We start from the raw sequence: 12,755 nt of genomic DNA, 5'->3' as shown, positions 1-12,755 counted from the left end.
ACGGATCGTTCGGTCGCTGTCAGTGATTTCAATCACCGGCTTTGGACTCTCGTCTGATCCTTCCAAATCCAGGAAGACCGTCCTGTCAATTTCTACGAATTCAAGAGCCGCTGAAGCAGGCGATACGGCGGCAGCTTTTCTGCGCCAGTACTGGAAGGTGGATAAAGCCAGGCCGTTTTGGACGCAGAAGCCAGCCTGAGTCAGACCTGACACCTGATATTGATCAACCAGGTTCATCCACTGTTCCTGATTCAGTTCACGGGATTTGGAAAACAGATAATTATGCATAAAATCCTCCAGTTCTAGTCGAATACAGAATATCGACTGGAACCGGAGGATCTAAGCCCGTGCAAATTTCAAAAGGTTACGATAAAAAGCATAGAAAAAGGGGCTGTAAATCTCGCTGATGAAAAATCAGTCGAAATTTAACAGCCCCTTTACAGACTTCATAAATGTCAGTGGTTTTCTTTATATTGCATGGTTTCGAAAGTCTGATCTGAACCGATTGAGAATCAGGCAAGAGTCATCAGTTTCTTTAGTTCAAGCCGAATATAAATAATTCTTGAAACAATCTCCCGCAGAATATGTTTTGGCTTTCGATCTGGATACGTATAAAGAGAAAAACAGGAAAACGAGTGGGAAGCCATGGCTGCCGCTCTTTTCGCATGAAGGGAACTGGTCAGAATCAAAATGGGCTGATTACCAATCATCAGCCGGGTGTTTTTCAGGTTTTCCCAGGTACTTCGCGCTTTTTTTTCGAGAACTATATCAATTGGCAGATCACAATGTTCCTGAATATATCTGGCCATCGCTTTGGCTTCATTATAATGGTTTTTGACTGATCCGCCTGAAATGATCAGTGTCCTGTAGAGACCTTCGCGATAGGCTTCGATCGCAAGATTGCAGCGTCTGATCTGCGATCTTGAATAACTGCCGTCATCGCGGCATGGACAGCCAAGCAGTAAAGCATATGGCCATACTTCAGAACTGCTTTTGCCAGGAGTCTTTGCAAAAAAATCACTGACATTAATCTGCTTTTCTTTATTGGTTAAATGATCCTTGAGATCAACAGGATTTATCATCGTCTTAACCGTTTTTTCATTGCTTTCTTTTGCCTGAAGACCATCAAGCGAAATGTATCCCTTCATTCGATTTAAGGAAGGCAAAAAGAGAGTATAGAGCTTCCAGGCGGAAATAGAAGCAATCGCGGTAAAGATCAGGGTAAATAAGCTGAATAAACATTTAGTCTTCTTTTTCAAATTGAATCACCATCCTGTCTTCGTTTTCGATTCTCTGATCAAGAACACTTTCATATAACAAACGGCTTTTGTGTTCAACCATTCGCAAAAATTCTGGGAGATCTCGAATTCTTGAAGCCATCGGAGTCCCTTTAGGCAGACTTGAAAGAAGTCTGCGCCCTTTATCATTCATGCCCAGAATCCGCAGAAAGAAAAAATGATCATGGCTTCTGAAATCTTCCTTTGTAATCTGAAGAAGAATGAACAGACAGGTTCTTTGAATTCTAGCTCTTGAATAGGTTTTCGACACGCAATCTTCCAGAAATCCTTCCCAGGAAAAGTTTTTTTCTGCCGCTTTTCTTAAGCGGCTTTCAATTCCTTCTTCAACCAGAAGAAAACTGCGAAGTGTACTTGACGGACTCATCATTAATGCAGTTCTTAAGGCCGGATAATAACTTGACCAGCATTGCTGAGACATAAAATGATCCGATAAGAATGCCTTTTTTCCTTCGAAAAAATCTTTTCTGGTCTGCGTCGCTGAAACAAAATCTTCGTTTCGCTTAATGCAATAGGGTGTGATGCCAAACATTCGGCAATAGCGAATGTATTGAACTCCCAGGATATCATTGCTTCGCAGTGGCTGGTTTAATGTTTTTTCCGTGTTTCGAACCAGAGAAGTCGATGGATCCTTTATCAGAAGATCAAGTGAACCTGCAAGGGTTTCAAGTTTTTTTAAATCTCCGGTTTCAGAACCAAAACAGATGTTGTTTACTCCAGCTGTCTTTAAGGATTCAATGGCATACATGGCAAAGCGGTCAGCGGACTGAGCCGCATAAATACAGGGCAGCTCAAGAACTAAATCCGCACCTGCCTGCAGACAAAGTTTTGCTTTATCATTTCGTGAAAGCAGAGAAGGCAATCCCCGGCTTGAAAACCAGGAAGTAACAATAATGATCAGTATATCAGGGTGAAGCAGGTTTCTGGTCTGTTCAATATGATATAAATGTCCCTGATGTAATGGGTTGTATTCTGTGATCAGTCCGGTAATGTTCATAAAATCAGTATATCCTTTTGTAAAAATCCTGGATATTTCATGAATATAACAATTTGAGAGTCTGGATCATCGCCTTTGAAATGAAATCGGTTAACGAGAATCAGGCAAAGCCATTCTGCAGGATTTCTTTGGCCAAAAACCAAGACTGACAGGACTTTTATGATATTTTTAAGAAAAGAAAGCATAAGTATAAAGGCAGTGCAGAATTCGCAGTTTGACATCTAAAATTTGCCTGCCTATAATAGCAAATGCTACATGAGGTGATAGTGCGTGAAGTACACAAGAAATGATTTCTTGGCAGCTTCGGATCATACGATCTGGATTGACGAATGGATCAGTGTTGAAGACAGTGAGTTTTTAGATCACTCTGTCGTCAAGGCTGTTCCAGAATGCCATATAACCGGATCACTTCATTTTGACTCAGAAAACCGGGTGACCAGTGATCTGGATCTTAAGGGTGTTATGACAGTGCTCGATTCGATCACAAATGAGGATCTGGATATTGATTTCGAAACTGTGTCAGAAACTGTCTATTCTTTCTCTCCTGTCTCAGATGATGAACAGGATGATGAAGTTGTGGTGGTTAAAAAAGATACGATTGATTTAAATCCTGAGATTTTTCAGGCAATCATCTTTGATGCACCCATGAGCATAACAGCCCTTTCCCGGGAAGATTATCCTGAAGGCAATGGATGGGTTCTTCTTTCTGATCAGGATGAGCAGAATGATGAAGAGGCCGTTGACCCGAGATGGGCCAAATTGAAAGATTTCCAACTCAATGATGACTAGGAGGTGCACAAATGGCTGTACAGCAGAGAAGAGGATCTAAACACCGTAAATTAAAGAGAAGATCTCATTACAAATTAAGCAAACCGGCTATCGTTAAATGCCCAAACTGCGGCGAATACAAGCTGGCTCATAAGGTGTGCGATTCCTGTGGAACCTATAATGGCAGACAGGTAATCGAAGTGGAAGTTGAAGAAGCTGAATAAATTCCACAAGATCAAAATCTAATTTGAAAACAAAGAGCGAGAGCTCTTTTTTTGTCCTTTTTTCTTAGTAATCCATCTTTCGAAACCAATCAGTCTTGCCAATCGATAAATTCACAAGTCAGAAGAGGCAAAAAAAGGATTCAACATATTGGAATTCAATTTCTCGAAATTGGAAAAGCTGGAATCCAAATTGGATTTATGAAGAATTCATTACAGATTACGGAAGAATTTCTGTCATCAAAACCAATCCCGAAAAGATTGAAATTCACGAAAAATGCGCGATACGCTTTCATTTGCCTGAAAACCGTGCTCTTTCAAAAGATAGACTTCTCTACCGCAATTTTGTATAATTTCATTGCTTTAAAATTTGGAAGGACAGAGGAAAAATAAATGATTTATTTATGGATTGCTTTGTCCGGGATCGTTGGTCTTGCTTTGGGAGTGATAGCCATGCAGATGGTTTCCAGAGCAGGATTGAATAAAGACCAGCAGAAAGCAGAGCAGATTCTGCGAAAGGCAGAAACTGATGCGGATGCTAAAGTGAAACAGGCCGTTTTAGATGGTAAAACCCAGGTTCACGAAATGAAAGTGGAAGCGGAAAAAGAGATTAAAGAACGCAAGGCAGAAATTACCCGTCAGGAAACTAAGCTGCTTCGGCGGGAAGATTCTCTCAATTTCCGTGATGAATCTCTGAATCAGAAAGAAAAAGAACTCAACAATCAGCTTCGCAAGGCCAATGAAAAAATCGCGGGTCTTGACGAAAAGGAAGCGCATCTTCAAAAGGAGATCGATCGTCAGATCGAGGTTCTCGAAGGAGTTGCCCGCATGTCTTCTCAGGAAGCAAGAGACGAGCTATTCTCACTGGTAGAGAAGCAGATTTCTCATGAAACCATGGCTTACATCAAGGAAAAGGAAGATGAGGCAAAGTCGCAGGCTGCGATGAACGCTCAGGAAATCATTGCCCTTTCGATTGAAAGAATGGCCCAGCAGGAAGCGATGGACCGAACCGTTTCGGTTGTCACTATTCCTGGTGAAGAAATGAAGGGTAGAATCATTGGTCGTGAAGGACGCAACATTCGTGCTTTTGAACAGGCGACAGGTGTTGAGCTGAATATCGATGATACTCCAGATCTGATTACAATTACCTGCTTTAACCCGATCCGACGGGAAGTTGCCCGTCTAGCTTTGGAATATCTGATTCGTGATGGCCGTATTCAGCCAGGTCGAATTGAAGAAGTCGTCAAGAAATTCCAGCATGAAGTGGATCAGGAGATTCAGAAAGCGGGCGAAGAAGCTGTATTCCGTTTGGGAATCGGACGAATTGACCGTGAAATTGTTAAGCTGATCGGTACCCTTAAATATCGTTTCTCTTATGGACAGAACGCGCTTCAGCATTCGATGGAAGTCGCTCTGATCGCTGGATCTATGGCTGCTGAGCTAGGACTCAACCAGCATATGGCAAAACGAGCCGGCCTGCTTCATGATATTGGTAAGGCACTCAATATCGATCAGCAGGAAGGTTCACACGTGGAATTAGGTTATAAGTTCTGTAAGAAGCATGGTGAAAAGGAGATTGTCCTCAATGCGATTCAATCGCATCATGGAGATGTCGAACCGAAGTTTCTGACTTCCCATCTCGTCATCGCCGCTGATACAATTTCTGCAGCCCGTCCAGGCGCCCGCAAGGAGTCTGCTCAGGCATATATTAACCGGCTTGAAAATCTTGAGAAGATCGCTAACGATTTCGAAGGCGTTCAGAATGCCTATGCCATTCAGGCAGGGCGTGAAATCCGGATCCTTGTCAATCCAGAACAGGTTGATGATTTAGCCTGTGCGAAAATGGCCAGAAAGATTCGGGAAAAGATTGAAAGTGAATTGACCTATCCCGGACAAATTAAAGTGAACGTGATTCGTGAAGTCCGTGCCCAGGAAGTTGCGAAGTAACGAATTGTTAACTAATCAAGGATCCTTCGGGATCCTTTTTCATTGTCCTGGATGAAATCATTCTTATTCTGATTTAATGTTAAATGCTCAGCTGAAGCGAATTAAAGAGTATATACCCGGATTTAATCCATTCGATAAGGAGATCTGAAACCGGAAAAGGATCGATTGATTTGTGATTTGACAGCAACAGGTTAATTTAGAGTACAATCCTTGCATATGCTGATGAAATCAGTTCAGTCTTGATTGAAGGTATAAAGAACTTCATAAAAACGTATGCTGAAGATAAAATTAGTTAATGCTCTCGGTTTTTGAATAGCAGCAGAGCAACAGCAGGAATACAAATCAGAAATATTAATTATATTTTTAAAATAAAGGGGGTTTAAAGCTACTGAACAAAAATCGAAAACCGATTCCTGTTCAAGCTGAGTAATCATGAAAATAAAAGAAAATTGGCATCTGCCCGATCATAAGCAGGCTGCCAGAAGAACAAAGAATGCGGTTGAAGTCATTGATGACTTTCAAATTGATAATGATACCGTAAATATTGGAAATGGAAAACGCTATTTTATCTCCACCTATGGCTGCCAGGCCAATGAACGGGATTCAGAAACACTGAGTGGAATTCTAGAAGCTTTAGGTTATGAAGCGGCCAGCCAGGCAGATCAAGCGGATCTGATCCTGATGAATACATGCGGTATTCGAGAAAATGCGTCGAATAATGTCCTGGGTGAAATTGGTTCCTATAAAAGACTGTACAGAGAAAATCCGGATCTGATCATCGGAGTCTGCGGCTGCATGTCGCAGGAAGAAGGGTTTGCTCATACCCTGCTTGAAAAGTATCCTCAGGTTCGTCTGCTGTTTGGAACCCACAATCTGCAGGATCTTCCTTCCATGTTAAGCCGCCTGCAAAATCCAAAAGAACGGGTGGTAGAAATCTATTCCCGGGAAGGCGAAGTGTATGAAAATCTGCCCAGCCATCGGGCAAGCCAGCATAAAGCATGGGTCAACATCATGTATGGCTGTGATAAATTCTGTACTTACTGCATTGTCCCATATACCCGGGGCAAGCAGCGTTCGAGAACAATGGATGCGATTTTAGAAGAAATTAAGGTGCTGAAAAAGCTCGGATATAAAGAGATCACACTATTAGGTCAGAATGTGAACGCTTATGGAAAGGATCTTTCTGAAGATCTTTCCTTCGCAGGACTTTTAGAAGAAGCCGCAAAGACAGGAATCGACCGGATTCGGTTCATGACCAGCCATCCATGGGACTTTTCTTCAGAAATGATCGATGTCATTGCCAAATACCCAAACATCATGCCATATATTCATCTGCCTTTACAAAGCGGAGATGACGAAATTCTGCGCCGGATGGGCAGACGGTATACTTCTGAAGATTATCGACGTCTGTTTGATGAAATCAGAGAAAAAATCCCCAATGTCAGCATCTCCACCGATATCATTGTCGGTTTTCCAAATGAATCAGATGAGGCGTTTGAACATACGATGGATATGGTTCGTTACGCTCATTTTGATAATGCGTTTACTTTCATCTATTCTCCCAGACCCGGGACTCCGGCTGCCAGAATGGAAGATCCGATCTCAGAATCGACCAAGAAGGAAAGACTGCTTCACCTCAATAAGGTCTGGAATGATCTGGCTCTCGAAAAAAACAAGGCTTATGAAGGTAGAATTGTCGAAGTTTTAGTTGACGGACCCAGCCGCAAGGATCCAAACCACTATTCTGGGTATACGGACACGTTTAAGCTGGTTAACTTTTCTGGAAACAATCTGAAGGCCGGTGATCTGGTAAGAGTGCGCATTGATCAGGCAAAGACATTCTCCATGGATGGAACGGCCATTGAGGAATAGCTTCCTGTTAAGTGAGAAAAGGATTAATTGGTACAAAATCAGGAGATATCTGCGGATGTCTCTTTTCTTTTGAATTTCTGAAAGCTGTCTATTAACAACTCATGCTGTGAAAGAATTGTTTTTGTTTCCTGTTTTTGATGAACGATCCGTAAAGAATGTGGAGTTTTCAAAACATGAGGAGCTTAAAGCATTGCATCCTCTGGTTTGTTATAATGTTTTCTAAAGGAGCTTTTTACATTTAATGGAAAATAATATTGAAATGATGCAGGAAAATGAAACTGTTGAACTTCACAGTGATGAAGCAAAAACAGATCGTTCTGCAAAGAAAAGAAAAAAAGCAAAAATTCAGCCTCAGGAAATCGTGCGCATCTTTGCATTAGGTGGAATGGATGAAGATGGAAAAAATATGCTCTGCATTGAAATCGATGGAGACATTTATATTGTTGAAGCAGGAATCAAATTTCCTGATGCAAAAAGTGCACTTGGAATTGAATGCATTGTTCAGGATTTCAGCTATCTGATTGCTCATAAGGATCGGATTAAAGCCATCCTGATTACCCATGGCCACGATGATGTCATGGGAGCCTTGCCTTATCTGCTTCGGCAGATTAAGGCGGATGTCTACGCGACAAGCTTTACCGCTGAGCAGATCTCCAAGATGTTAAAGGCCAGGAAAATCAAAGGGATTAAAATCCGTACAGTCAAACGAAAAGAAACCCGGAAAATCGGCGGCAGAACGGTTCATTTTTTCCCGGTCACTCATTCCTTCCCTCAGGCTTACGGTTTAGGAATCCGCACCGAATACGGCTATATCGTTTATTCGGGAGAATTCATTGAGGATTACGATGATATGGAAGAAGCCTACCGGGGGGATTACAGCGAGCTGTCCTTTTTCAGAAATGAAGGCGTTTTATGTCTTCTTTCAGATTCCAAAGGGGCAGAACGTCAGGGACATACGTCTCCTGGACATCGGATCTATGATCTCTTTAATAAAACACTTGATGATTATGAACATCAGCGCGTATTCGTAGAAATTTTCACGCAGTCCGTATTCCGTATTCAGGAAATTATTGAAAGCTGCATCGAACACCGCAGAAAGATGTGCTTTTACACCCGTGACCTGCAGGATCTGATTGCAGGTCTTGAAGGAATTACGGATGCTGTACCTCCTGAACTGGTCATTTCGAATGATCAGATTGATAAGACTGATAATTGTGTTGTCATCATTTCCGGACAGGGCAGAAGTCTGTTCAACCTGATGATCAATATCGCCAATAATGAAGTATCAGATATCTCCTTTAAGAAGGATGATGTAATTGTTGTTGCGACCCCATTGGTTCCTGGTGTAGAAAAAGACTTCCGGACAATGGAAAATGATATTTACAAGCGTGAAGGAATTCTGATCAAGATTGATAAAAACGTCTCCGGAATGCATCCAGCCAAGGAAGATCTGAAGATGATGATCTTTATTCTGCAGCCAAAATACTACATTCCATTTAAAGGGGAATACCGGATGCTTTGCGCAAATGCGATGATTGCCAGAGAAATGGGTATTCCCTATGAAGATATTCTTGTCCTTGATAATGGTCAGGTAGCTACCTTTGAAAACGGGGTTCTTGTCAATACGCAGGAAGTGATTGAACTTCACGAGGCATTGATTGATGGGGAAGAAAACTGGGAAAAAGCCGGTGTCGTTTTAAAAGATCGTGAAACGCTATCTACAGATGGCGTTGTGATCATGGCTATTGGTCTTGATTCAAAAAATCAGAAAGTAGTCAATGGGCCGGATGTGCAGACCCGCGGATTCATATACATGAAAGATGCCGATTACATTACCCGGGATATTACCAAGATCATGATTGATACGATTGAAGAAAATGTAAAAGAAAAGAAGTACGAAAACCTTGAGTGCCGTGCTGAGATTCGTGATAAAGTTCAGAAATATCTGCTTAAATCAACAGGCAAGCGTCCAATGGTTCTCCCGGTCATTCTTGAAATTAATTCCAATCAATAGGCTTTTTTCATAAAGCTTTAGTTCATAGTCTTTATCCGTTGGGTCCTTTGAGACTGATTCAGGACTATGTTATTCGACATTTTGATTTGAAATTGCACCAAATCAGCTGCCAAGCTGATTTGGTTTTTCTTTGATTTTTCCGCGTTTAAAGATTATCTTTTTCAAGTTCGTTTTTCAGAAATAGGAATTTCATGAGAAAATGCAATTTGCCAATTCAATGTGTTGATGAATACGTCAATGATCACGTTCAGAAAGGGGTGTTTCATGACTGCAAAAAAAACCACTAAGCGAAACACGAGATCGGCTTCTACAAAGAAAAGGTCTGCTGTAAAAAGCCGCTCCCGAACTCGTAAAAATACACAAAAGAAAGCATCAGTTCTTACAAGCCGTATTTTCCTGGTCTGTCTGATTCTGTTAAGCGCTGCTTTAAGCCTGATTACGCTGTTCAGATTGGGATTTGCCGGAGCCTGGCTGTATGGAGCACTGTCCCTTCTGGTCGGTAACTTTGCATCGGTTTTGCTGATCTATGTGATTGCTTTTGGATTCTGGATCATCTGGACTGGATGCAAGAAACAGCTTCCTGCCAGATTCTGGGTAGGAATGTTAATGATGATGGCAGGCTGGAGTTTATGCGCTGCGTTGGCTGGTATGCCCCAGAATGATCCATGGTTTGCTTTATCGAGGCTGATGGATAGTGTTTCCGGGATTTTACAGGGAACGGATTTTACCAACTACGGGTTATTGGGAGCCATGTTGTCCGGTATGTTTGGAAGCCTGTTTTCTTCGATGGGCAGCTGGATCATTGCTGTTACCTTGCTGATTATTTCTGTTGTCCTTGTTGGCTGGTCCATGCTGACTGAAGCGATGGAACTTCTTAAGGAAAACTCGAAACAGGCAATTTCTTCAATGAATGCAAGAATGCAGGAAAACCGGCAGATTCGAAAGGAAAACCGGCGTCTGGCCAGAGAAGAATATTCAGAAGATCCTGCAGGATTTGATTCTTCTTATGGAAATGAATTAAAACCGAATACCTTTTCCTTTGAAGAGGCGGCACTGCTGCTTGATGATTCGGCCGAAAAAAGACGGCATATTCATGGCCGAACGAAACGAAAACCTTCTGTTTTCTCCCTGTTAGCGAATAATTCTCTGCTTGACGATACTCAAAGTTCAAAACTCAGGGAAAAAAGAAAAGCAGGCGGTAAAGGTGCAGAAGCGTTCTCGAAATTGAATCAGGATAAGAATGGAACAGGTTCAAATGAAGAATTGGTTCAGGAAGCTGTCCGAATCACTGGCGGTTTTTCTGAATCTGCAATTGTACCAAGTTTCCTGACAAATGAACCCACTGAATTCTTCGGAAACATGAATAAGATGAAAGAATCTGTTGAACAGACAAAAGAGAAACCACAGGAAATGATAACGACTTATCAACAAGCCGGTTTGAATCAGGCTTCTGAAACAGAATCTTCCTTAAGTCAGGTTCAGAAAAATCATTCATCTTCCAATGCAAATTCCAAACCTTTATCTTCAAGGCAGAGTGAAGACCTGAATTCGCTGCGGCAAGCCCGAGGCAACTCGGCAGTGGCCAGAGCTCAGGCCGGTCAGAAGAGTCCAGAAGAACTCATTGCTCAATCTTCGAAAAAGAAAAGTACTGAACCAAAGGAGAATCCGCTTTCAGCAATCGAAGAGATGGAAGCGGGAATGGATCTGGGAATTACAGCTTACGATCATTACAAATTACCAAAGATCAATCTGCTCAATGAAATGTCCAAATCCTCCCGTTCGAGTATCAATACCCAGCAGGCAAAGGAAAATGGAGCGAAACTGATCAGCATTCTCAAGGAATTTAATGTTCCAGCCAGGCTGACCGAAATTCATATTGGTCCATCTGTAACGAAATTTGAAATTTCTCCGGGAGTCGGTGTTCGAGTCAACACGATTACCAATTTGCAAAATGACATTAAGATGGCTCTGGCTGCCACAGATATTCGTATTGAGGCTCCAATCCCAGGCAAATCAGCCGTGGGAATCGAAGTTCCAAATACGGAAAAAACAGAAGTTGGAATGAAGGAACTGATGAAGAATGTTCCTGAAAAATTGAGCAAGCTGCCTTTGGTCTTTGCCCTTGGAAAAGATCTGCTTGGAGAGAACGTTTATGGGCGCCTTGATACCATGCCTCATTTACTGATCGCCGGAGCTACCGGAAGCGGGAAATCCGTCTGCGTCAACTCGATTATTACTTCAATCCTGATGCGGACCCGACCCGATGAGGTCAAGATGATCCTGGTGGATCCAAAAAAAGTCGAATTTACTCCTTATAATGGGGTTCCTCATCTTCTATCTCCGGTTATAACCGATGGCGATTTAGCCAATAAGGCATTAAAGGTCGTCGTTGAGATGATGGATGCCCGCTATGATCTTTTTGAAGAAGCTGGTGTTCGAAACATCAATGCGTTTAATGCATTTGTGGATCAGAATTCAGAGACTCATTTAAAGCGGCTGCCCAGAATTGTTGTGATTATCGATGAGCTTGCCGATCTGATGCTGGTTGCCGCAAAGGAAGTCGAACAATCCATTCAGCGAATTACGCAGTTGGCCAGAGCAGCGGGAATTCATTTGATCGTTGCTACCCAGAGACCTTCGGTCAATGTAATCACTGGGGTCATCAAGGCCAATATTCCAAGCCGGATCGCTTTTGCGGTTTCCTCGTCAGTCGATTCAAGAACCATACTTGATCAGGCTGGGGCTGAACGGCTTCTGGGGTATGGCGATATGCTTTTCCTTGATAACGGGGAAACCGCACCAAAACGAATTCAGGGCGTCTTTATCAAGGATGAAGAAGTCAATGCGATTGCTTCCTTTGTAAAGGAACAGGCTGAGCCTCAGTACGATGATGCCTTTATTACGTTAAAGGAACTGCAGTCACAGGGAGGAGCCGTATCTGGAGATCCGGATGATCCTCTTTATGATCAGATCAAGCATTTTGTGATTACTCAAAGAAAAGCCAGCACTTCGCTGATTCAAAGACGGTTTTCAATTGGTTATGCCAGAGCAGCCAGACTGATGGATTCTCTTGAGATCAATGGAATTATCGGTCCTGCAAATGGGAGTAAGCCGAGAGAAATCCTGGTCCAGATGAATTATGACGAATAAAAAGATTCTAATGGACTTCTGAAACGCCAAAAACTGAAGCAAACAAAACAGTCCTCAATCCAGTCGATTTCAAATCTCTGGATTGAGGATTCATTTTTGTATTGAAGAAAATTGTCTTCAAAAAGTTGTCGTAAATAAGGGTTGGAATTGCAAGCGGCAATAAGATGATGATGTTTTGTGAATGAATTCTAAAACGGCTTCATGGTACATTGAAGAGGATAAGCGGTGGTCAGAATGGAAACAATGAGTCAATTCAGATGTTCGTGGTTTTATAAAAGTACCCAAAACGGGTGATTTAATACTTAACACTTTTGGTTAAGTATTCGCTCGTTTCGGGTACTTTTTTGTCTCGTTATGGGCCCATAATTATCGTCGACAATATTCAATTCAAGTTCTTTATGGAGCAAAAATGGAAAAAAATTCTATGTTCAAAAAACTGGCTGAATTCATGCAGAGTGAAAGTCTGACCTGTCAGGATCTGGAAGCATTTA

Annotated in this window: 9 protein-coding genes; 6 read left to right on the top strand and 3 right to left on the bottom strand. The window is 42.1% G+C overall.

Features of this window, described 5'->3' with window-relative positions:
* The 3 genes from tnpA to BO222_RS07260 all read right to left on the bottom strand — a co-directional run.
* Positions 1 to 288, bottom strand: a 288-nt coding sequence (gene tnpA, locus BO222_RS07270; RefSeq protein WP_198931968.1) for an IS66 family insertion sequence element accessory protein TnpA, incomplete at its 3' end; no start/stop codon positions are given.
* A 224-nt stretch (positions 289 to 512) separates the two neighbouring features.
* Positions 513 to 1,259: a YdcF family protein gene (locus tag BO222_RS07265; protein ID WP_075819729.1), complete on the bottom strand. Its 747-nt coding sequence runs from the start codon at positions 1,257 to 1,259 to the stop codon at positions 513 to 515.
* Positions 1,243 to 2,292 (bottom strand): nucleotidyltransferase family protein, encoded by a 1,050-nt coding sequence (locus BO222_RS07260; RefSeq protein WP_075819727.1) that lies wholly within the window; start codon positions 2,290 to 2,292, stop codon positions 1,243 to 1,245. Before BO222_RS07260 ends, BO222_RS07265 begins: the two co-directional genes overlap by 17 nt.
* A 270-nt stretch (positions 2,293 to 2,562) precedes the next feature.
* On the opposite strand from BO222_RS07260, the gene BO222_RS07250 reads away from it, so the two are divergent.
* From BO222_RS07250 to BO222_RS13320, 6 genes are all read left to right on the top strand, one after another.
* Positions 2,563 to 3,081, top strand: coding sequence for a YceD family protein (locus BO222_RS07250; RefSeq protein ID WP_075819723.1), 519 nt, complete (start codon positions 2,563 to 2,565; stop codon positions 3,079 to 3,081).
* Between the two features lie 11 nt (positions 3,082 to 3,092).
* Positions 3,093 to 3,284 (top strand): 50S ribosomal protein L32, encoded by a 192-nt coding sequence (rpmF, locus tag BO222_RS07245; protein WP_075819721.1) that lies wholly within the window; start codon positions 3,093 to 3,095, stop codon positions 3,282 to 3,284.
* Positions 3,285 to 3,674: 390 nt separating this feature from the next.
* Positions 3,675 to 5,228 (top strand): ribonuclease Y, encoded by a 1,554-nt coding sequence (gene rny / locus BO222_RS07235; protein ID WP_075819717.1) that lies wholly within the window; start codon positions 3,675 to 3,677, stop codon positions 5,226 to 5,228.
* A gap of 432 nt (positions 5,229 to 5,660) precedes the next feature.
* On the top strand, positions 5,661 to 7,100 hold the full coding sequence (gene miaB / locus BO222_RS07230) for a tRNA (N6-isopentenyl adenosine(37)-C2)-methylthiotransferase MiaB (protein WP_075819715.1): 1,440 nt from the start codon (positions 5,661 to 5,663) through the stop codon (positions 7,098 to 7,100).
* Between the two features lie 241 nt (positions 7,101 to 7,341).
* Complete coding sequence (locus tag BO222_RS07225) at positions 7,342 to 9,114, top strand: ribonuclease J (protein ID WP_332888868.1); 1,773 nt, start codon at positions 7,342 to 7,344, stop codon at positions 9,112 to 9,114.
* Between the two features lie 264 nt (positions 9,115 to 9,378).
* Complete coding sequence (locus BO222_RS13320; RefSeq protein ID WP_233131222.1) at positions 9,379 to 12,264, top strand: FtsK/SpoIIIE family DNA translocase; 2,886 nt, start codon at positions 9,379 to 9,381, stop codon at positions 12,262 to 12,264.
* Positions 12,265 to 12,755 lie beyond the last annotated feature (491 nt).

It is taken from the genome of Ileibacterium valens (genome assembly GCF_001945525.1).
GTDB classification, from domain to species: domain Bacteria; phylum Bacillota_I; class Bacilli_A; order Erysipelotrichales; family Erysipelotrichaceae; genus Ileibacterium; species Ileibacterium valens.
The sequence above is the reverse complement of the archived record's forward strand: the minus strand, read 5'-3'. Positions and strand labels throughout refer to the sequence as shown.

Bases quoted from the DNA above. Each gene is read 5' to 3' on its own strand.
- BO222_RS07260 (WP_075819727.1), bottom strand. From the start codon at position 2,292: ATGAACATTACCGGACTGATCACAGAATACAACCCATTACATCAGGGA.
- rpmF (WP_075819721.1), top strand. From the start codon at position 3,093: ATGGCTGTACAGCAGAGAAGAGGATCTAAACACCGTAAATTAAAGAGA.
- rny (WP_075819717.1), top strand. From the start codon at position 3,675: ATGATTTATTTATGGATTGCTTTGTCCGGGATCGTTGGTCTTGCTTTG.
- miaB (WP_075819715.1), top strand. From the start codon at position 5,661: ATGAAAATAAAAGAAAATTGGCATCTGCCCGATCATAAGCAGGCTGCC.
- BO222_RS07225 (WP_332888868.1), top strand. From the start codon at position 7,342: ATGGAAAATAATATTGAAATGATGCAGGAAAATGAAACTGTTGAACTT.
- BO222_RS13320 (WP_233131222.1), top strand. From the start codon at position 9,379: ATGACTGCAAAAAAAACCACTAAGCGAAACACGAGATCGGCTTCTACA.